The organism is Sporosarcina sp. FSL K6-1508 (assembly GCF_038007465.1).
In the GTDB taxonomy this organism is placed as follows: Bacteria; Bacillota; Bacilli; order Bacillales_A; family Planococcaceae; genus Sporosarcina; species Sporosarcina psychrophila_B.
The window spans coordinates 1,944,898-1,963,786 of the sequence record NZ_JBBOXF010000001.1; the positions used below are offsets into that span (position 1 = coordinate 1,944,898).

At 41.7% G+C, this 18,889-nt stretch carries 25 protein-coding genes; 18 read left to right on the top strand and 7 right to left on the bottom strand.

The annotated features are described in order from the left end of the window. Positions 1–158: 158 nt before the first annotated feature. The 9 genes from MKZ11_RS09730 to MKZ11_RS09770 all read left to right on the top strand — a co-directional run bounded on the left by MKZ11_RS09730 (position 159) and on the right by MKZ11_RS09770 (position 7,510). The gene (locus MKZ11_RS09730) at positions 159–1,352 is read left to right on the top strand and encodes an ABC transporter substrate-binding protein (RefSeq protein WP_340794204.1); all 1,194 of its coding nucleotides are present in this window, start codon (positions 159–161) and stop codon (positions 1,350–1,352) included. Between the two features lie 86 nt (positions 1,353–1,438). Next, positions 1,439–2,314, top strand: coding sequence for a branched-chain amino acid ABC transporter permease (locus tag MKZ11_RS09735; RefSeq protein ID WP_340794206.1), 876 nt, complete (start codon positions 1,439–1,441; stop codon positions 2,312–2,314). A gap of 13 nt (positions 2,315–2,327) precedes the next feature. Next, positions 2,328–3,278, top strand: a complete 951-nt coding sequence (locus MKZ11_RS09740; RefSeq protein WP_340794208.1) for a branched-chain amino acid ABC transporter permease — start codon at positions 2,328–2,330, stop codon at positions 3,276–3,278. Further along, positions 3,268–4,047, top strand: a complete 780-nt coding sequence (locus MKZ11_RS09745) for an ABC transporter ATP-binding protein (RefSeq protein ID WP_340794209.1) — start codon at positions 3,268–3,270, stop codon at positions 4,045–4,047. The genes MKZ11_RS09740 and MKZ11_RS09745 overlap by 11 nt, the downstream gene beginning before the upstream one ends. A gap of 2 nt (positions 4,048–4,049) precedes the next feature. Further along, complete coding sequence (locus tag MKZ11_RS09750; protein ID WP_340796961.1) at positions 4,050–4,757, top strand: ABC transporter ATP-binding protein; 708 nt, start codon at positions 4,050–4,052, stop codon at positions 4,755–4,757. Between the two features lie 138 nt (positions 4,758–4,895). Next, positions 4,896–5,855, top strand: coding sequence for a lipoyl synthase (gene lipA, locus MKZ11_RS09755; RefSeq protein ID WP_340796962.1), 960 nt, complete (start codon positions 4,896–4,898; stop codon positions 5,853–5,855). 18 nt (positions 5,856–5,873) lie between these two features. Next, positions 5,874–6,185 carry a YutD family protein gene (locus tag MKZ11_RS09760; RefSeq protein WP_340794211.1) on the top strand — a complete coding sequence of 104 codons (312 nt, stop codon included), beginning with the start codon at positions 5,874–5,876 and terminating at the stop codon, positions 6,183–6,185. A 108-nt stretch (positions 6,186–6,293) separates the two neighbouring features. Further along, complete coding sequence (locus MKZ11_RS09765) at positions 6,294–6,743, top strand: DUF86 domain-containing protein (RefSeq protein ID WP_340794212.1); 450 nt, start codon at positions 6,294–6,296, stop codon at positions 6,741–6,743. Positions 6,744–6,745: 2 nt separating this feature from the next. Next, positions 6,746–7,510: a TIGR01457 family HAD-type hydrolase gene (locus MKZ11_RS09770; RefSeq protein ID WP_340794214.1), complete on the top strand. Its 765-nt coding sequence runs from the start codon at positions 6,746–6,748 to the stop codon at positions 7,508–7,510. Positions 7,511–7,549: 39 nt separating this feature from the next. Here the strand turns inward: MKZ11_RS09770 and MKZ11_RS09775 are convergent, their stop codons facing one another. After that, positions 7,550–7,786, bottom strand: coding sequence for a YuzB family protein (locus MKZ11_RS09775; protein ID WP_340794218.1), 237 nt, complete (start codon positions 7,784–7,786; stop codon positions 7,550–7,552). Here MKZ11_RS09775 and MKZ11_RS09780 point away from each other — a divergent pair. Both MKZ11_RS09780 and MKZ11_RS09785 read left to right on the top strand, forming a co-directional pair. Further along, a complete protein-coding gene (locus tag MKZ11_RS09780) occupies positions 7,761–7,913 on the top strand; it encodes a hypothetical protein (protein ID WP_340797106.1) in 153 nt (50 codons plus the stop codon). The two genes, MKZ11_RS09775 and MKZ11_RS09780, sit on opposite strands and share 26 nt — an antisense overlap. Positions 7,914–8,036: 123 nt before the next feature. Next, entirely contained in the window at positions 8,037–9,104 is a 1,068-nt protein-coding gene (locus MKZ11_RS09785; RefSeq protein ID WP_340794221.1) for an NAD(P)/FAD-dependent oxidoreductase, read from the top strand. Between the two features lie 153 nt (positions 9,105–9,257). Here MKZ11_RS09785 and MKZ11_RS09790 read toward each other — a convergent pair whose 3' ends face one another. Next, positions 9,258–9,587 (bottom strand): YuzD family protein, encoded by a 330-nt coding sequence (locus MKZ11_RS09790; RefSeq protein WP_340794223.1) that lies wholly within the window; start codon positions 9,585–9,587, stop codon positions 9,258–9,260. Between the two features lie 85 nt (positions 9,588–9,672). Between MKZ11_RS09790 and MKZ11_RS09795 the strand changes: the two genes are divergently transcribed. Further along, entirely contained in the window at positions 9,673–9,909 is a 237-nt protein-coding gene (locus tag MKZ11_RS09795) for a NifU family protein (protein ID WP_340794225.1), read from the top strand. Positions 9,910–9,996: 87 nt separating this feature from the next. On the opposite strand, the gene MKZ11_RS09800 is transcribed toward MKZ11_RS09795, so the two are convergent. Next, positions 9,997–10,686, bottom strand: coding sequence for a DUF2225 domain-containing protein (locus MKZ11_RS09800; protein WP_340794227.1), 690 nt, complete (start codon positions 10,684–10,686; stop codon positions 9,997–9,999). A gap of 130 nt (positions 10,687–10,816) precedes the next feature. On the opposite strand from MKZ11_RS09800, the gene MKZ11_RS09805 reads away from it, so the two are divergent. The 4 genes from MKZ11_RS09805 (at position 10,817) to MKZ11_RS09820 (ending at position 13,715) form a co-directional block, all read left to right on the top strand. After that, a complete protein-coding gene (locus MKZ11_RS09805; RefSeq protein ID WP_340794229.1) occupies positions 10,817–11,179 on the top strand; it encodes a HesB/IscA family protein in 363 nt (120 codons plus the stop codon). A gap of 249 nt (positions 11,180–11,428) precedes the next feature. Further along, positions 11,429–12,646: an NAD(P)/FAD-dependent oxidoreductase gene (locus tag MKZ11_RS09810; protein WP_340794231.1), complete on the top strand. Its 1,218-nt coding sequence runs from the start codon at positions 11,429–11,431 to the stop codon at positions 12,644–12,646. 125 nt (positions 12,647–12,771) lie between these two features. Next, on the top strand, positions 12,772–13,269 hold the full coding sequence (locus tag MKZ11_RS09815; RefSeq protein WP_340794233.1) for an NUDIX hydrolase: 498 nt from the start codon (positions 12,772–12,774) through the stop codon (positions 13,267–13,269). 158 nt (positions 13,270–13,427) lie between these two features. Further along, entirely contained in the window at positions 13,428–13,715 is a 288-nt protein-coding gene (locus tag MKZ11_RS09820; RefSeq protein WP_445327043.1) for a YuiB family protein, read from the top strand. A gap of 51 nt (positions 13,716–13,766) precedes the next feature. On the opposite strand, the gene MKZ11_RS09825 is transcribed toward MKZ11_RS09820, so the two are convergent. Next, positions 13,767–14,243: a divergent PAP2 family protein gene (locus tag MKZ11_RS09825; protein ID WP_340794237.1), complete on the bottom strand. Its 477-nt coding sequence runs from the start codon at positions 14,241–14,243 to the stop codon at positions 13,767–13,769. A 1,595-nt stretch (positions 14,244–15,838) separates the two neighbouring features. On the opposite strand from MKZ11_RS09825, the gene MKZ11_RS09830 reads away from it, so the two are divergent. Beyond that, on the top strand, positions 15,839–17,350 hold the full coding sequence (locus MKZ11_RS09830) for a leucyl aminopeptidase (protein WP_340794239.1): 1,512 nt from the start codon (positions 15,839–15,841) through the stop codon (positions 17,348–17,350). Between the two features lie 57 nt (positions 17,351–17,407). Next, positions 17,408–17,665 (top strand): hypothetical protein, encoded by a 258-nt coding sequence (locus tag MKZ11_RS09835; protein ID WP_340794240.1) that lies wholly within the window; start codon positions 17,408–17,410, stop codon positions 17,663–17,665. Positions 17,666–17,764: 99 nt separating this feature from the next. On the opposite strand, the gene mnhG is transcribed toward MKZ11_RS09835, so the two are convergent. The 3 genes from mnhG to MKZ11_RS09850 are packed head-to-tail and all read right to left on the bottom strand — an operon-like array spanning position 17,765 to position 18,889. After that, positions 17,765–18,148 carry a monovalent cation/H(+) antiporter subunit G gene (gene mnhG, locus MKZ11_RS09840; protein ID WP_340796963.1) on the bottom strand — a complete coding sequence of 128 codons (384 nt, stop codon included), beginning with the start codon at positions 18,146–18,148 and terminating at the stop codon, positions 17,765–17,767. After that, positions 18,132–18,413 (bottom strand): Na(+)/H(+) antiporter subunit F1, encoded by a 282-nt coding sequence (locus MKZ11_RS09845; protein ID WP_340794242.1) that lies wholly within the window; start codon positions 18,411–18,413, stop codon positions 18,132–18,134. Before MKZ11_RS09845 ends, mnhG begins: the two co-directional genes overlap by 17 nt. Beyond that, on the bottom strand, positions 18,410–18,889 hold the full coding sequence (locus MKZ11_RS09850; protein WP_340794244.1) for a Na+/H+ antiporter subunit E: 480 nt from the start codon (positions 18,887–18,889) through the stop codon (positions 18,410–18,412). Before MKZ11_RS09850 ends, MKZ11_RS09845 begins: the two co-directional genes overlap by 4 nt.

An 18,889-nucleotide genomic window follows, 5' to 3' on the forward strand; every position in this document is an offset into this window, starting at 1 on the left:
GAATAGAAAAGTTATCATAGACTGAATAGAAAGTTTGTTTTACAATGGGCATGTACACAGGGAGAAAATGATGTTTTTGAAAAGCTAAACGTTTGTCAGTATCAGTTCGATTAAAACGATTTAAATTATCAGAAATATCAATAAAAGGGGGATTTTATATGAAATTGAAAAAGTTTGTAAGTGTATTTGCTGCTTCAGCTCTAGCAATTGGATTGTTGGCTGGATGTGGTACAGGTGAGAAGGCGGAAGAAGGAAGTACGGGTGGTTCTAAGGATGGCGATACGATTAAAATCGGGGTTAACTTAGAATTATCGGGTGCTGTTGCTTCATACGGTACTTCGGAATTATCGGGAATTGAGCTTGCCCGTGATGAGATTAACGCAGCTGGGGGAATTGATGGCAAGAAAATTGAGCTTATAAAAGTGGATAATAAGTCCGACCCTGCTGAAGCAATAAGTGCAGCACTTAAATTGATAACTAAGGATAAGGTAATTGCAATCATCGGAGCAGCAACAAGCGGTGCTACTGTTGCACAGGCTGAAATTGCTAATAACAACAAGACGCCACTAATCAGCCCGTCTGGAACAAGCCCGAACGTAACTGTTAAAGACAACGGAGATGTTAATGAATTCGTATTCCGTACATCATTCATTGATCCTTTCCAAGGAACGGTTGCAGCAAACTTTGCAGCGAATGACCTTGGCGTTAAAAACGTAGCAATTTTCTCTGATAACGCAAGCGATTATTCAAAAGGTCTTGCGTCATCGTTCAAAAAAGATTTTGAAGCTGCAGGCGGTAAAATTGTTGCAGAAGAATCTTATGTAGGAAAAGACTCTGATTTCCGTTCAACTCTTACGCGTATTAAAGCAGCAAATCCTGAATTCATTTTCATCCCTGGATACTATGAAGAAGTAGGATTGATTGTTAAACAGGCTCGTGAAATGGGTATCACTGTTCCACTTATGGGTGCAGATGGTTGGGATTCTCCAACTCTACTCGAACTTGCTGGTGTAGAAGCATTAAACAATACATTCACGACAAACCACTATTCTTCTGAAGATCCGGACGGCATCATTCAAGACTTCAACAAAAAATTCAATGACAAATTCAGTAAATCACCTGACGCATTTAACGCACTTGGCTACGATACAGTTTATCTACTAATGGATGCTATCGAACGTGCTGGCGGTGCAGATTCAGAGAAAATTAAAGACGCTCTTGCTGAAACAAAGGATCTTGAACTAGTAACCGGTTTATATTCGGTTGATGAAAATCATCACCCGGTTAAATCCGCTACAATTCTTGAATATAAAGATGGCGAACAAGTATTTAAAACGAAGGTAAATCCTTAATTCAACTGGTAGGAATGGGGGAGGATGTCCTCCCTCATTCCTTTTTTCATCCCAACTATTAGAGCTCAAAAAGGAGTGAAAATTTCATGGAATGGCTACAACAACTTATAAACGGTATTTCACTCGGAAGTATTTATGCATTAATTGCACTGGGCTACACAATGGTTTATGGAATCATAAAACTCATAAACTTTGCACATGGAGAAATTTTTATGATTGGTGCGTTTATCGGCTATTTCACTATAGCTGGATGGGGACTTGGATTTGTACCTGCATTACTAATATCGATGGTATCGTGTGCGATTATTGGTGTCGTTATTGAAAGGATTGCTTATAAAAGATTACGGAATGCTACAAGAATTGCGGCGTTGATTACCGCGATTGGCGTTTCACTTCTAATCCAAAATGGTGTCATTTATATGCGTGGAGCGCAACCAGAAGCCTATCCAGAGGTATTGCGTAATTCAACGTTTAACTTTTTTGGTGCTCAAATCAGCAGTCAATCCATATTAATTCTTTCCGTTTCTATCACACTGATGATCATTCTTCAGTTTGTTGTACATAAAACCAAAATTGGTAAAGCCATGAGAGCTGTTTCCTATGATGCAGAAGCTGCTAAACTCATGGGGATTAATGTCGACAACACAATCTCGGCAACGTTTGCAATTGGATCAGCCCTAGCGGGTGCAGCGGGCGTTATTTTCGGTATTTATTATACAAAGATTGACCCGTTAATGGGGATTATACCCGGTTTAAAAGCATTCGTAGCTGCTGTTCTTGGCGGGATTGGAATTATTCCAGGCGCCATGGCTGGAGGACTCGTGCTTGGAGTTGTAGAAACATTTGTCAGTGCACTCGGATTTTCTCTTTGGAGAGACGCGGCAGCATTTGTCATTTTAATCTTAATACTCATTTTCAAACCGTCTGGGCTCTTTGGTAAAAATACACGTGAGAAAGTGTAGGTGAAGTAAAATTATGAAAAAATCGAAACAGTTCTGGTCATTTATTGCTTCATCGATTATCGTTTATACTGTTATTCAAGTTCTTATTAGTGTAGGTATCTTAAATGACTTCCATTCTAATACATTAATCTTTATGTCTATCAATATTATGTTAGCGGTCAGTTTGCATTTGGTTATTGGGATAACGGGGCAATTTTCACTAGGGCATGCTGGATTTTTAGCAGTAGGTGCTTATATATCGGCAATCGTGACAATGAAATTACAATTACCTTTTCCGATTGCAATTTTAGCGGCAGGTATTGTGGCTACACTTGCAGGATTAATAATAGGGATCCCGAGTTTACGATTACGGGGAGATTATTTGGCAATTGCTACGCTTGGATTTGCAGAGATTATTCGGATTGTATTCTTAAATATTGATTATGTCGGTGGAGCAGCGGGTATGCAAGTTAGTCACTTAACTACATGGACAACTACGTTTATCTGTCTTTTCCTAACTATACTAATTATCGTCAATTTTACAAATTCTAGACATGGCCGAGCGTGTATCTCTATTCGAGAAAATGAGATAGCATCGGATGCGATGGGCATCAATACAACATATTACAAAGTGTTAGCATTTGCAATTGGCGCTTTCTTCGCAGGTGTCGCAGGCGCTTTGTATGCACATAACTTTTATATCATTCAGCCTTCAAACTTTGGATTCTTAAAATCCATTGATATTTTGATCTATGTTGTTCTGGGTGGCCTAGGAAGTTTATCGGGGGCGATTGTTGCTACAATTTTATTGACAGTCGTTTCCACGTTCTTGCAAGGTTATCCAGAAACACGCATGATCATCTATAGTCTTGTGTTGATTATTGTAATGCTTTATCGTCCAAAAGGGTTGATGGGTACAATGGAAATTACCGATTACTTCAAGCTATGGAGAGGCTCAAAAGGAGGAGACCAACATGACAAGTGAACCGTTACTTAAAGTTAAAGATGTTGGTATTCAGTTTGGTGGACTAAAGGCCGTTTCGAATTTCAATTTGGAAATCAATCAAGGCGAGCTTATTGGTCTCATAGGCCCAAATGGTGCCGGTAAGACAACTAGTTTCAACTTATTAACAGGAGTCTATAAGCCAACGGAAGGCGATATACTATTTAACGGGAAGCGCATTAATGGGATGGCACCTTACCAGGTTACACGGGGAGGAATTAGCCGGACGTTTCAAAACATCCGTTTGTTCAATGAATTATCGGTTTTAGATAATGTCAAAGTTGCTTATCATTCGTTAGCAAAACACTCCGTTCTTAGCTCTATGTTTCGTTTGCCTTCACACTTTTCGGGCGAAAAAGAAATGGAAGAGAAAGCGATGGAGTTATTGAAAATCTTTCAATTAGAAAAAAACAAAGACGAAGACTCTAAAAATTTGGCGTATGGTAAACAGCGGCGGCTAGAAATTGCAAGAGCATTAGCGGCAGGACCTCAGCTATTATTACTAGATGAGCCGGCTGCAGGGATGAATCCGCAAGAAACAAAAGAATTAATGGAGTTAATCGCTTTTGTTCGAAAAAAGTTCAATTTAACTATCTTGTTAATCGAACACGATATGAACTTGGTAATGGGGATTTGCGAACGTATTTATGTGTTGGATCATGGTGTGCTCCTTGCTGAAGGAACTCCTGAAGAAATCCGTAATAATCCAAAAGTGATAGAGGCTTATTTAGGGGAGGAAGTGCACGAATGAGCATGCTTAAAGTTGAAAATCTAAACGTATATTATGGAAGTATCCATGCCCTTAAGGGTGTTTCTTTACATGTAGATGCCGGCGAAATTGTGACATTGATTGGCGCGAACGGAGCTGGAAAAAGTACGTTGTTGAAAACATTATCAGGTTTGTTGAAACCTAAGGAAGGAACCATCGAGTACTTGAATAATTCAATAGCAGGCAAACAGGCGCAGGCTATTGTACAAGCAGGAATTTCCCATGTTCCTGAAGGCAGGCGAGTTTTTGCGGAGATGAGTGTTGAAGAGAATATTGAGTTAGGTGCTTTTCTAAGAAAAGACAAAGCGGGTATTCAAAAGGATTTTCAAAAAGTATATGAGACTTTCCCGCGCCTGCACGAGCGGCGTAAGCAGTCGGCTGGAACCTTATCCGGCGGGGAGCAGCAGATGTTAGCCATGGGCAGGGCTATTATGGCAAAGCCGAAACTGTTGTTGCTGGATGAGCCATCAATGGGATTAGCCCCGCTAATGGTCAAGACGATTTTTCAAGTTGTAAAAGATATTAATGAAGAAGGAACGACGATTCTTCTTGTAGAACAAAATGCGCATATGGCCTTATCAGTTGCTGACCGGGCATATGTTATTGAAACGGGTCGTGTTATTCTTTCAGGGACTGCTGAAGAATTGCATGCCAGCGAAGAGATTAAGAATGCGTATCTCGGCGGTCACTAATCATTCATTGAAAAAGATGGCGTTTAACAACAAGGCGCTGTCTTTTTTATTCCGAAATATGCCAGAATGACGGTTGTTTGAAGTCAGAATATATGATACATTGACAACAGTAATGAAAACCTTCAATTAACGATGGGAATGGAGTCGATTATCTTGTCATGCAGACCGGAACAAGGGAATAGAACGGAATATGTTAGAAAACCGGATTGGTTGAAAATTAAGCTGAATACGAATGAAAACTATACAGATCTTAAGAAAATCATGCGGGAGAATAACTTAAATACCGTATGTGAAGAAGCACGTTGCCCTAATATTCACGAATGCTGGGGAGAGAGACGTACCGCTACATTCATGATCCTTGGTGCGGTTTGTACACGTGCATGCCGTTTTTGTGCGGTCAAAACAGGTTTACCAACTGAACTTGATCTTGCTGAGCCGGAACGTGTTGCCGATTCTGTTGCGCTTATGAATTTAAAACATACAGTTGTGACGGCAGTAGCACGTGATGATCAGAAAGACGGAGGATCTGCAGTATTTGCTGAAACAATTCGTGCCATCCGTAGAAAAAATCCATTTACAACAGTGGAAGTTTTACCTTCCGATATGGGTGGGGTTTATGAAAATTTGGAGCGGCTTATGGATGCTAGACCCGATATCTTGAACCACAATATTGAAACGGTACGCCGTCTTACACCTAGAGTCCGTGCGCGTGCGACATACGACCGTTCACTCGAACTTTTGCTCCGTGCAAAAGAGATGCAACCCGATATCCCTACAAAATCATCTATGATGCTTGGGCTTGGTGAAACGCATGAAGAAATCCTCGAGACAATGGATGATCTTCTTGCACATAAAGTTGATATAATGGCAATTGGTCAGTATTTACAGCCATCAAAAAAACATTTAAAAGTACAGAAATATTATTCGCCGCAAGAATTCAATGAACTAAGAAAAATTGCAAAGTCGAAAGGTTTCTCACACTGCGAGGCAGGTCCTCTAGTACGCTCGAGTTACCATGCCGACGAGCAGGTGAATGCGGCTGCAAAAGAAAGGCAGCGTCAAGGCGATGAACTACTTGAAACAACACTGCAAAGCTAAATTGGCGGTGATAGTGGAATGATAACATTAGAAAGTTGGCAGTTTGAAATTGTAAAGGATTACCGTGAAGGCTTTAATGAAGAAGCATTGCTTGCGAGATATAGTGACGTGCTCCTTAAATACGATTATATACTTGGGGACTGGGGATACGGACAACTCCGTTTAAAAGGTTTTTTTGAAGACACAAACCAGAAAGCAACGTATGAAACTAAAATCAGTACATTACAGGATTATCTTTACGAATACTGTAATTTTGGCTGCGCTTATTTTGTATTGAAAAAAATAGGACGGGTTAAGCTGGAAACGCAAGTTTCCGAAGTACCTGAATAATTGGGCCCGCGCGTGGATCTTGAATCCGCACGTGGGTCTTTTTTTGTTACGCATAGCAAATATGGTATCATGAGGTGAAGATAGTGAACAATCAGGAGGGAAAAGCCCGTGTATTTTGTCGACCGAAATCAAATTAGTGAATCGCTTAACCATATGGATAATTTGCTTGAATTATATAAAAGTGAAAATGAGTGGCAAGAGGATATCATTCATTCACTAGCGCTTGAACGGATAACGAATGTCATCATCGAATCGATTATTGATGTCGGGAATACGATGATTGATGGTTTTATCATGCGTGATCCAGGGAGTTATGAAGATATTATCGACATTATGGAAGACGAGCGGGTCATTACTTCGCAAATGGCCAAGCCGTTAAAACAAGTTGTCGAGCTTAGAAAGATGATCGTTCGCGACTTCACAAAAGTGGATAGCGAAGAAATCCAGCGTGTATTAAATGCGTCGATGACTGAACTCCTTGTATTTTCAACTAAGGTTCGTCACTACCTTGAACATGAACTCGGACCTGTTTCCGCATTCTTACCAGAGGACAAATGATCATGGGAACATACAAAGCAATCTGTCTTGACTTGGATGGCACTGTCTATCGAGGAATAGAACCGATTCCAGAAGCGGTTACGTTCATTGGGGAAATGCAACAGGGAGGCATTGATCCTTATTTCATAACAAACAATTCGTCGATGACGTGTCTGCAACTGCAAGAAAAGCTAGCTTCTTTCGGCATAAAAGCAGATCGTAATCGTATTATGACATCCGCTATTGCTGCGGCGAAGTATTGCAAAGAGAATTATAATGGTGCATCTGTCATGATGATTGGCGAAAGAGGTTTGGAAGAAGCATTAGCATTCGAAGGGATTGAGATCGTCAAAGAAAATCCAGATGTTGTAATCATGGGGATTGACCGGGGCGTGACATATGCGAAATTGGCCGATGCTTGTCTTGCAATACGGGCAGGGGCTAATTTTATCGCAACGAATAGCGACAAAGCTTTTCCAACGGAGAGAGGACTCGTTCCTGGTAATGGATCGTTCGTGACATTGCTGGAAAGTGCGACGGGAATAACTCCAGTATTTGTCGGTAAACCAGAGCCTCATATGCTTGAATTCATTCAGGTAGAGAACGGCTATCTAAAAGAAGAAATGGTCATGATTGGTGATAATTACGAGACGGATATACAAGCAGGAATTCGTTTCGGCATTGATACCGTACATGTTGCTGGGGGAGTTACATCACGAGAAGAAGTACAAGCGAGAAAACAGAAGCCCACCTATTCGTATGAGTCATTGCTTGAATGGGGAATGTAAAAAGACTAACCGCCTTGAGTAGGCGGTTAGTCATAATGCTCAAAAGAGCGGATTGTCTTCTATATATTGATAGATGCGTTCAGTCAGCTCGTCTGTCGTATCAGCCTCGACGATTTCACCATTGACGATCGCATACAGCGTATCTGAACATTTTGTGCAGTAACTTAAGCAACCGTACTCAAGAACATCAAGATTTGGATCTTTCTCCAACTTTTCAAATGTTTCTTGTGAACCGTTTGCAATATTACTCATGCAAAACTCGACAATCGGATTCACGACGATCACCTCACCTATTTGGAATCCTACTCTTTTTTTCCTCGCACGTCAATTATCCCGCATTCAGGGGCAAGCGGACGTAGCAGCGTCTATTACGTATATCATATGGGTTGCGGCTGTTGATTAGTGGGGCACCGAATTCCACTGATTAATCTTTCGCTTTATGATGACTTATTGTGAAACATGTCACAAACTGTTATAATCGTATTTGGGAAAACAACGGATTACTGTATTACAAAGGAGAAAAAACATGAGAAAACTTGTATTATTAGGCGCTGGATATGGAAATATGCGTATTTTACTGCGTTTATTGACAAAAGAACTGCCGAAAGATATCGAAATAACGCTTGTCGATCGTACCCCATTCCATAGCTTGAAGACGGAATTTTATGCGTTGGCTTCTGGAACTGTCTCAGATTCGGTTGTACGAGTTCCGCTTCCAGAACATGATAGATTGAAAGTTGTCAGTGGAGAAATTATAGAAATCAGACCAGATGAAAAGTGTGTCTATCTCGATGATGGTGTCCAACTCATGTATGACGAATTGGTCATCGGCCTTGGCTGTGAAGATAACTATCATGACGTGCCGGGGGCTGCTGAATATACGTATAGTATTCAAACAATTGGTAAGTCCAGGGTTACATATGAAAAACTACTTGGCCTTGGCAGCGGAGCAACAATTGGTATTGTTGGAGCCGGTTTAAGCGGAATCGAACTTGCCAGTGAGCTGCGGGAAAGCAGACCGGATTTGAATATTAAATTGTTTGATCGCGGCCCGCGTATTTTGAGAGACTTCCCTGAAAGACTCAGCAATTATGTCAAAGGTTGGTTTGACGAGCATAATGTCGACGTCGTTGCAAGCTCCAATATTACAAAAGTTGAACCGACTACACTCTTTAATCATGAAGAAACGATAGCGGTCGATGCTGTCGTTTGGACAGCAGGGATTCGTCCTGTCGCGGCTGTACAAAATATCGATACAGAAAAAGATGGATCAGGCCGAGTTGTACTGAATATGTATCATCAGTTGCCTGACTTTAATGATGTCTATATTGTAGGGGACTGTGCGGCCCTTCCATACGCACCGAGTGCACAAGTCGCAGAGGAACAGGCGGAGCAGATTGTACGTGTCTTGCGCAATGTCTGGAACAATGAGCCCTTGCCAGAGACAATGCCAGAAATCAAGTTGAAAGGGTTCCTAGGATCCCTTGGTAAGAAACAAGGATTTGCATACCTAGCTGATCGTACTGTAACTGGCCGTATTGCTCGATTGTTAAAATCAGGTGTGCTTTGGATGTATAAATGGCATAATGGTTAAACAAAAGCGCTGGAGTCTAGATGACAACTCTCGAACTTGTAACTTGTCCACAATATGAGAATTTCACAATTTCATGGCGTGTGAAAAATCCCTTACCTGCATACTGGCGGGTAAGGGATTTTCTCTTCTCATTTATACTATATTTTTATCATTTCACGATTCAGCTACATAGCCATTCTTTTCAAATGCCGTAAACACAGGTTTTAATTGAATATAGCCTTCACCGACCATTTCATCATTGATCATGACGAGTGGATAGAAAAACTCATCGTCTTGTATTTGCTGTATGATTTTTTTATGCTTGTCATCGGAAACATCTGATTCGATATCAATATAATCGATAGTGTACGGTTGGTTTGGGTACTTTCTGTCGATAGCAGCCTGAAGCCACTCATATGTATCTTTGGAGGAAGGTGAATTTACACAACTGGCACAAATGATATCTGCTCCGTAAATTTCAATGTTTATAATAACTTTATTCACTTTATTTGTCCCCTCTCGATTGATTGTTGGATTTTTTCTTCTTTCCAGTTTATAATAAGTATAAGGAAAGGAGAGTTAAAAAACAATGTCAGATACAATGTTAACTGAACCAGTACAAGAAGTATTAGATAAATTACGCCCATTCCTCTTACGTGATGGAGGAGACTGTGAACTTGTGGATATCGAGGATGGTATCGTGAAACTACGTCTACTTGGCGCTTGCGGTACTTGCCCAAGCTCGACAATTACACTAAAAGCAGGTATTGAGCGCGCTCTTTTGGAAGAAGTTCCAGGCGTCGTTGAAGTGGAACAAGTATTTTAATTTTTAAGTGGGCGGGCCGGAATTCGGTTCGCTTTTTCTATTTTCTCGACAAGAAAAGCTTCCACTGCAGACTGACGCTTGTCACGTCTATTCGGATACCTTGCGCCACTCTTTTATATCTTGCCATCGTTCTTTAGCCATTTCAATAATTTTTGGTTCAGTCGATGTGCGCTGGCTTTCAAGGATACGGGAAAAACTCTTTACTGCCTCATTTTCATCCCCGATTTTCCATGATAGTTCCGCAATCAAATACAGTACCTTTGTTTCAGACATTTGTGTTCCTTTAAAATCGCCTTCTGAATAGGAAGCATTATAGAAATTTCTGGCGATTAGTAGAAAACGCTTCTCTTCTTCCTTTGCCCCTTTTTGACGATATAACCAAGCAATCCGCAGGGTAAGTCCCGCAAGTGTAAGAACTTTCTCCTTCTTGAACATAGCGCTTAAATAGGCTAACTTATAAGTTTCAATGGCTTCATCGGTATCACGCTCAGCACTGAATGATCGGCCGTTCCACTGAGATGTTATCCGTTCGGCTATATCTTCTTCCGTGCCGGGAGCAAAGTAAGGGGAAAAGTCATCAGTAAAAGAGAAACCGCAATGAGGACAGACGGCAACGTTATATAGGATGGGATTTACTTCAGGATCTGAATAGACTGGTTTGAAATCACTTTCGTGGGATGCAACTCGAACGAACCTCGAACGGATTCTTATAGTTGTAAAGTGTTTTTTGCAATTAATACACGTTACTTTCTTATCATAAAATGGGCTGATTTCCATATAAATCTTCCTTTCGTACTAGACAATTCATTATAGCGCATAACACTCAATACAGGAGTTAATATGATTGCGTTCAGCTTGTTTTAATTGGTATGATGGAATGAAGAAAACAAAGGGAAGGTGAACACGAATGACACAGGTTGTTGAAGTTACAAAAGCAGCGGCAATTCATGTAAGGGAAATGATGCTTCATAATGAAGAAGAAGGATCATTTCTGCGTGTCGCTGTGAACGGTGGAGGATGCAGCGGGTTGACATATGGTATGGGTTTCGAAACTGAAAAGTCACCGGACGATATTCTGCTTGAACAGCACGGTTTACAAATTCTCGTTTCTAGTGAAGATGCCGGAGTGCTTGAAGGCACACAAGTTGATTATAAAGAGTCCCTTATGGGTGGCGGATTTACGATAAATAACCCGAATGCAATTGCTTCATGCGGTTGCGGAACATCATTCAGAACAGCTAAGAAAGAAGGAACGCCAGCAGACTGCTGATCGTTACGCGGGCTCTCCTAAGTCATGCTTAGGAGGGCTTTTTAGTCTCATTATAATTGTAGGGGTTTAGTCAGTATTTTCAAATATTTGCTATTTCAAATATACTATTGAAATGCCGTATCAAAAGGGCTACTATAAGAGATAGAAGTTTGTCGAAAAAATGACAAAGGCCGGGACTGTGTAAATCGTCGGTGTATCGATTTCACGTGGGCTGGGCACATAAAAAAATCAAAGGTGGTTTCGATCTTCGTGAAAAGACCGACAATTTTAGTATTAGGTGCGGGTTATGGCGGTTTAACAACGGTTGTTAACTTGCAAAAATCTCTTGGAGCGGACGATGCAGATGTCGTTCTTATAAACAAAAATGATTACCATTATGAATCGACATGGCTTCATGAAGCTGCTGCGGGAACAATGTCTCCTGAATCTGTACGTTATGATATAGCAAATGTTATTAATAGTAATAAAGTTAAATTTATTAAAGCCGAAGTTCAAGCAATCGACGTTAGCGGGAAAGTCGTAACGACAAACGTTGGTACTCATACATACGATTATCTTGTTATCTCGCTTGGTTTTGAAGGAGAAACATTCGGTATCCCAGGTCTTGATAAATATGCTTTCTCGATTGCCAATGTTAAAGCTGCACGTCAAATCCGCGAACATATTGAATATCAATTCGCGACTTGGTCAACTGAAGAAGTTAAAGACGATAGCCGCCTGACAATTATCGTAGGAGGAGCGGGCTTCACAGGAATCGAGTTCCTTGGTGAACTTGGTAACCGTGTTCCAGAACTTTGCAAAGAGTTCGACGTTCCGCAAGAAAAAGTACGTGTCCTATGTGTAGAAGCAGCCCCTATGGTTCTTCCAGGATTTGATCCTGAACTTGTGGAGTATGCAGTTAAACAATTGAACTCTAAAGGAATTGAATTCTCAATTGGTACACCAGTTGTAGAAGCTACTCCTGAGGGCGTCAATCTTAAAAAAGGCGAAGATGAGTTTGAATTTATCAAAGCTGGTACAGTCGTTTGGGCTGCTGGTGTGCGTGGTAACCGTTTGATTGAAGAAACGGGTATCGAAAACATGCGTGCTCGCGTTAAAGTAGACAAAGATCTTCGTGCACCTGGTCATTCTGATGTATTCATCGTTGGAGACTGCGCGCTTATGATCAACGAAGAAGTGAACCGTCCATTCCCGCCTACTGCACAAATTGCTATGCAACAAGGCGACATGTGTGCGAATAATATCATCGCACTTATGAAAGGCAATCCTACTTCAGAGTTCGTACCTGACTTAAAAGGAAGCGTTTGTTCACTAGGTGATAGCGATGCAATTGGTGTAGTATTCGGTAAAAAAGTAACGGGTACTAAAGCTTCATTCATGAAAAAAATGATTGATAACCGTGCTCTATTCATGATTGGCGGAGCAGGTCTTACACTGAAAAAAGGTAAATTCAACTTACTTAAATAAAACATTTTTGAAGCACCCGCCTGTCAATGACGGCGGGTGTTTTTTTTGAAAGATAATAAAGTATAGTTATCAAAACTTACTGCGTTCCGGGCATCAGCCTTGCACTTTATCAAGGAGGGAAACTAATGTCACGGAAAATGAGGGGTAATGTATGGCTTGGAGCAGCGGGTCTTGTTGTTAATAGCAAAGGACAGTGGCTTGTCGTTCGTAAAAAGTATGGTGGTCTTAAGGGGTTATGGTCCATTCCGGCAGGTTTCGTTGAAGGCAATGAAACGGCAGATCGAGCTGCAATTAGGGAAGTAAAAGAAGAGACGGGAATTATCTGCCGGCTTGAAGGTATGATTGGATTCCGTACCGGTGTATTGAACGGAGAAATTAGCGATAACATGGCTATATTTCTACTTACACTTGCGAAAGAAGACCAAGTCTTAATACCTCAGCTGAAAGAAATTTCGGAAGTGGCATGGAAAAGTCCATTTGAATTGAAAGAAGATAAGGATGTTTCTGTTATGATTCATGAGATTGCTGAAAAGGTGATTGAATCGGGTTTTGACGAAATTGAAAATATCAATCCTGGAGATCAATTCGGCTATACTTCGTATAAACTCTTTTTCAAAAAGTGATACCGGCGATAGAATTATCTATTCGTCTAAATTTCGACAAATTATCGAACGGCTCTAGTAATGTTGAAAGCTTTCATCCGTTCCTGTAAAATAATGAATGGAAAACGGAGGTAGTTACATTGGGAACCATTTCACTAACGCACGTCGTATTATCCGTAATGATTTTCATTGTCATGTTTTTTGGTATAGGATTCCTTTTGAATATGCTTCTTCGAATGACATGGTTGATGGCCATCATTTACCCGATTGTCGTCATACTGATTATTGATGAAGTAAAAGTGTATGAATACTTCACGAAACCGAAATACGCATTCCAACTTCTTGGAGAAAAGCTTTTGGCCCTGCATACAGCGGATATTCTCATTTTAGTAAGCGGACTGGTAGGAGCGATTATTTCAGGTATCGTTATTAAGCTACTCAGAAAACAAGGTTATCAAATGTTTTAAAAAAAAGGATGTGTACAAGCGATAAATGCTTGTAGACATCCTTTTCCTTATTTAAATAATGAATGAATAAAGTATTACAGAGATGAGGATACCAGTTACGGCTCCTGCGAACACCTCACTTGGTTTGTGACCTAGCAATGTTTTCAATTCTTGAATTTTTTGTTGACCATCTTTATGCTGCCAGCCTTTTGCCTCTTGGACGAACGTCTGGAAGTCCACTCGCATCTGATTGATGATAAGTGCTTGCTGTCCTGCTTGATAGCGAATTCCTGTGGCGTCAAACATAACAATGACGGCAAAGATAGCCGAGACAGCAAAGAGGGGAGAATCAAGCCCGGATTCATAAGCAATCGCAGTGGTTAAGGATGTAACCGCGGCGGAATGGGAGCTTGGCATTCCACCTGTCGAGGTCATCAATTTCCAGTCAAGTTTACCGACAAGAAAAAAGTGGATCGGAATTTTGACGAATTGAGCAAAGACGATTCCAAATAATGCCGCCAGGAGCGGGGTGTTTTGTAATAGGGCCATCTCGTTCCACTCCTTTTATTGTGCGAAAATTGTACAATAAGTATACCATATTGGCATGTGACAAAAAAATAAGTTGTATATGTTGAACAATTGAATACGATGTAGTTGCCTCAAACGCAGAAGCTGATTTGTAGGAATAATTAATATATGTGTTGAATTAAAGAATTCCATTGAACCGCTACGGCGCTAGGGGATACCTCCCGCCATAAGCCAAGCAGCTTCGCCGCCAGTCTTATGACTTCGGCTACCCCTGTTAAAGCGCCTTCGCTTAGTTTATACACCGGATTCAATAGTTCATCATAGATAATGAAATACATTTTCTCAAATAGACCATCCAGCGAAGGTGCGACTTCGTGGTAGCCGGAGCGATAAGACTGAAAGCGCTCTCCTTTCGGGCTTATCGCGGGAGGCATCCACAAAGCGCCGAAGCGATATTAGCAGGAATTCTAATTCTATCCTCCTGTATTGGGACATTCGTTGATCCCATTCTCGGGTGCGGATTGTAGATCGCTTGGCGCTTTGGGGATACCTTTCGCCATAAGCCTGGATTAGCGCTTCACATCCAGTCTTACGGCTTCGGCGACCCCTTTTCCGCGCCTGCGCTAGGGGGTTCATTATCGAGAGAAATGTAATGTTGAGATGTACATGCCGAGATTATAAAGTGAGTACTAGTTGACACTACTTAGATTCAAGAAAGACGCACTGCAGGTTGCAGATTTCATCAAAGCTAATGAAATGCTCTTTCTCACATAGGCCATCCAGCGAAGGCGCGTCTTCGTGGTAGCCGGAGCGATAAGACTGAAAGTGCTCTCCTTTCCGGCTTATCGCGGGAGGCATCCACAAAGCGTCGAAGCGGTATTAGCAGGAATTCTGATTCATTCCTCATGTATGGGGACATTCGTTGATCCCATTCTCGGGTGCGGATTGTAGATCGCTTGGCGCTTTGGGGATGCCTTTCACCGTAAGCCTGGATTAGCGCTTCGCATCCAGTCTTACGGTTTCGGCGACCCCTTTGCCGCGCCTGCGCTAGGGTGTTCATTATCGAGAGAAATGTGATTTTTAGATGTATATGCCGAGATTATAATGTGAGTACTAGTTGATACTACGTATATTCAAGAAAGACACACTCCAGATTGCAGATTTCATCACAGCTAATGAAATACTCCTTTTCACATAGCCCATCCAGCGAAGGCGCGACTTCGTGGTAGCCGGAGCGATAAGAGCAAGGAGGGATGCAGCTCAATCCCTCCCAAGTGGTGTTCTTTCCGGCTTATCGCGGGAGGCATCCACAAAGCGCCGAAGCGATATTAGCAGGATATCTAATCCATTCATCCTGTATTGGGACATTCGTTGATCACATTCGTTCGATTTATGGCACTCCAGGTTGCAAGTCTCATCATAGATAATGAAATGTGCTTTCTCACATAGACCATCCACAATGCGATATTAGCAGGATTTCTGATTCTATCCATTATAAAGCACCTATGCCGTATTCATTTGTTCAAAATATATAGTACGGTTGCCGAACGAATCGTTACAAAGGGCAGAAAATTTAGGTTATACTAAAGAGTGTAAGAAAAAATGGGGGTAATTAAATGAAAACGATAATTATGAATCCAGACTTTAGTAAGGTAGAAGCAGAAGTCCTCGTGATTGGTGTACCTGAGCATCCAGAAAACGTGGAAGGGTGGGACGGATTTCTTAGTTCTTTCAGTCCACGCTTAACAGAATGGGTTAAATCCGGAGATATTAAAACTGAATTCAAAAGTATTGTAAAAATGCCATCAGTTGAAATTAGTGGCTACGAACGTGTAATTTTCATCGGACTTGGTTTGCAAAAGGAATTGACTGAAGATCGGTTACGACAAGTATTTGCAGCAATCGGGAAAGCGCTTGCAAGCACGAAAACAACTTCAGCCGCTATTTGGACAGCTCCATTTACAAACGACAAGCTAACATGCGAAGATGTTGTTTTTGCTGCGTCGGAAGGAATTGGGCTTGGAATGTATAAGTTCGAAGGATACCGTACTGATTCAAATGAACGCGATGTTGCATTAGAATCATTGTCATTTTTGTCAACAGCAGATGAAGATGCACTAAAAGCAGCATTCGAGGTAGGAACCGTGCATGCGCATGCGGTCAATGAAGCCCGTACGCTTGTCAATATGCCGCCAAATATTTTAACGGCGACTAAAATGGCGGAATACGCGCGCGATGTAGCCGAAAAATATGACTTTGAAATTGATGTGCTTGGCAAAAAAGAGATGGAAGAACTCGGCATGGGTGCCATTCTGGCAGTAAACAAAGGTTCAGTGGAGGAGCCTAAGTTAATTGTCATGAAGTACATGGCAACGGAAAAATGGGAAGATGTTGTCGGCCTTGTTGGAAAGGGAATAACATATGATACCGGTGGTTATTCGTTGAAAACGAAAGACGGAATGGTTGGTATGAAAGGTGATATGGGCGGTGCAGCTGCTGTTCTAGGTGCGATGACGATTATTGGCGAGTTACGCCCTGCAAAAAATGTTATCGCGGTCATCGCATCGACAGACAACATGGTTTCCGGAGATGCTTTCAAGCCGGACGATGTTATCACATCTCTAAGCGGAAAAACAATTGAAGTGCTAAATACAGATGCAGAAGGGCGTCTCGTTCTAGCAGATGCAGTTACATATGCCAAACAGGCTGGTGCAGACAGTCTGATTGACGTTGCGACCTTAACTGGCGGTGTCATTGTAGCGCTAGGAATGGATAAGACAGGGGCACTTACAAATGACGAAGGATTCTTTGAAGAGTTCATGCAAGCATCTATGGAAACGGGAGAGTTCGTTTGGAGGCTTCCATTGACGGAAAATGACAAGAAAAGACTTCGTAAAAGTGAAGTGGCAGACTTGAATAATTCCCCTGGCAGAGACGGCCATATGATTTTTGGCGGGGGATTTGTGGGTGAGTTTGCAGGGGATACACCTTGGATACACCTTGATATTGCAGGGACATCAGATGCCACGGCAGCACATGATTTAGGGCCAAAAGGCGCGACTGGTGTCATGGTACGTACCCTGGCGACATTTATTGAGCGAATGGCGGATACTGATATAGAAGGTTGATAGGCAATTGACCCCCTTCCTGCAGATTGATTTGAATAGGATAAGTGGGAAAGGGGAATGATTATGCCTAGAGGTTTTCACGGTGGCGGCGGTCGTGGCCGCGGTTATGGTCACGGCGGCTTCGGTCGCGGTTTTGGTTTTGGTGAATTTGGAGGTCCTTTTATCGGGGGATTTGCAGGCAGTTTATTAGGTAGTGCATTATTCCCAGGGGGCGGATATGGCGGATATCAGTCTTATCAATACCCACCGTACCCATATCCATATCAGTACCCTGTATATCCGTATCAACCATACGGCTATTACGGGCCTTACTAAAAAGTAAAAAATACCTGTCAACCGAGTTTTCGGCTGGCAGGTATTTTTTTAAAGATAAGCGATTCAACTTAGGCCGTTGGCTAGATTCCGGCGCTTTTCTTAGTCTTCTTTCTGATGTGTTGAAGAATTCTTCGATTTTGCTTGTTTTACAACTTCAGCAAGATCATCCCCGACAGTAAGCTTTGTCGGCTTTACACCTGATATATAAGCTGCTCGGCTCATTAGATGTCCACCAATCGGAGAGGTAATAAACAGAAATGCAATTGCAAGAAGGAGTTGTATACTGAAATGTCCTTCTTTCAACCAAAAGTGAAAAAACACGCCTAACAGAATACTGAGCACACCGAGCGTCGCACTCTTAGAAGCAGCATGCGCCCTCGTATACACGTCCGGTAAACGAATAACACCAATGACTGTCACGATGGTGAAAACTATGCCAACGACGATTGTAAAGACAATGAGGATATTAGCTAGTACGATCACGCTCAATTATCTCTCCTTTCTCAATGAATTTGGAGAATGATACGGTTCCGATGAATGACATAATCGCAATTAGCAAGATAACTTCCATGAAATATCCGGTATCGAATAAAATCGATAAGAGTGCGATTGCCGAAATGAGCATGACGCCGATTGCATCCAGCGCAACGAGACGATCTGGAATAGAAGGACCGCGGTATACACGATACAAAAGACCGACAATTGATAGGATGACAAGAATGAGACAAATCCAAATGAATGTCATCATGCGCGGCTCACCTCCTTAATCGCTTTTTCAAATGAATTTTTAATGGAATCGATTGCATCCTCAACATCATCGACGTCAATGGCGTGTATATAGAGCGTCTTTTGATCGTCTGAGACGTTTAGAACGATTGTTCCTGGAGTCAATGTGATCAGACTTGATAACAATGTAATCTCCCAGTCATGTTCAAGGTCAGTCGGCAAGGCGAAAATCATCGGTTGAATATCCATCTTTGGCCGTAAGACGACTTGGAGTACAGAAATATTAGACAAAGTCAGCTCTTTGAAGAAGAGGAGTGCTAACTTTAAAGTCGCCCACAGTCGCCAGATATACAGTCTGTCCGGGAAAAAACGTCTCGTCATAATGATCAAAAGCAAACCAATCAAGAACCCGATGATGAATGTCGAAGCGGTGAATGAGGTGCTCATGAACATCCAGACGAGAGCGATGAAAAAGTTCAATAATAGTTGAAATGCCAT

Coding starts and splice junctions, on each gene's coding strand:
- MKZ11_RS09730 (WP_340794204.1), top strand. CDS start 159: ATGAAATTGAAAAAGTTTGTAAGTGTATTTGCTGCTTCAGCTCTAGCA.
- MKZ11_RS09735 (WP_340794206.1), top strand. CDS start 1,439: ATGGAATGGCTACAACAACTTATAAACGGTATTTCACTCGGAAGTATT.
- MKZ11_RS09740 (WP_340794208.1), top strand. CDS start 2,328: ATGAAAAAATCGAAACAGTTCTGGTCATTTATTGCTTCATCGATTATC.
- MKZ11_RS09745 (WP_340794209.1), top strand. CDS start 3,268: ATGACAAGTGAACCGTTACTTAAAGTTAAAGATGTTGGTATTCAGTTT.
- MKZ11_RS09750 (WP_340796961.1), top strand. CDS start 4,050: ATGCTTAAAGTTGAAAATCTAAACGTATATTATGGAAGTATCCATGCC.
- lipA (WP_340796962.1), top strand. CDS start 4,896: ATGGAGTCGATTATCTTGTCATGCAGACCGGAACAAGGGAATAGAACG.
- MKZ11_RS09760 (WP_340794211.1), top strand. CDS start 5,874: ATGATAACATTAGAAAGTTGGCAGTTTGAAATTGTAAAGGATTACCGT.
- MKZ11_RS09770 (WP_340794214.1), top strand. CDS start 6,746: ATGGGAACATACAAAGCAATCTGTCTTGACTTGGATGGCACTGTCTAT.
- MKZ11_RS09780 (WP_340797106.1), top strand. CDS start 7,761: ATGCAAAACTCGACAATCGGATTCACGACGATCACCTCACCTATTTGG.
- MKZ11_RS09785 (WP_340794221.1), top strand. CDS start 8,037: ATGAGAAAACTTGTATTATTAGGCGCTGGATATGGAAATATGCGTATT.
- MKZ11_RS09795 (WP_340794225.1), top strand. CDS start 9,673: ATGTCAGATACAATGTTAACTGAACCAGTACAAGAAGTATTAGATAAA.
- MKZ11_RS09800 (WP_340794227.1), bottom strand. CDS start 10,686: ATGGAAATCAGCCCATTTTATGATAAGAAAGTAACGTGTATTAATTGC.
- MKZ11_RS09805 (WP_340794229.1), top strand. CDS start 10,817: ATGACACAGGTTGTTGAAGTTACAAAAGCAGCGGCAATTCATGTAAGG.
- MKZ11_RS09815 (WP_340794233.1), top strand. CDS start 12,772: ATGTCACGGAAAATGAGGGGTAATGTATGGCTTGGAGCAGCGGGTCTT.
- MKZ11_RS09820 (WP_445327043.1), top strand. CDS start 13,428: ATGATTTTCATTGTCATGTTTTTTGGTATAGGATTCCTTTTGAATATG.
- MKZ11_RS09825 (WP_340794237.1), bottom strand. CDS start 14,243: ATGGCCCTATTACAAAACACCCCGCTCCTGGCGGCATTATTTGGAATC.
- MKZ11_RS09830 (WP_340794239.1), top strand. CDS start 15,839: ATGAAAACGATAATTATGAATCCAGACTTTAGTAAGGTAGAAGCAGAA.
- MKZ11_RS09835 (WP_340794240.1), top strand. CDS start 17,408: ATGATTATGCCTAGAGGTTTTCACGGTGGCGGCGGTCGTGGCCGCGGT.
- MKZ11_RS09845 (WP_340794242.1), bottom strand. CDS start 18,413: ATGATGACATTCATTTGGATTTGTCTCATTCTTGTCATCCTATCAATT.
- MKZ11_RS09850 (WP_340794244.1), bottom strand. CDS start 18,889: ATGGCATTTCAACTATTATTGAACTTTTTCATCGCTCTCGTCTGGATG.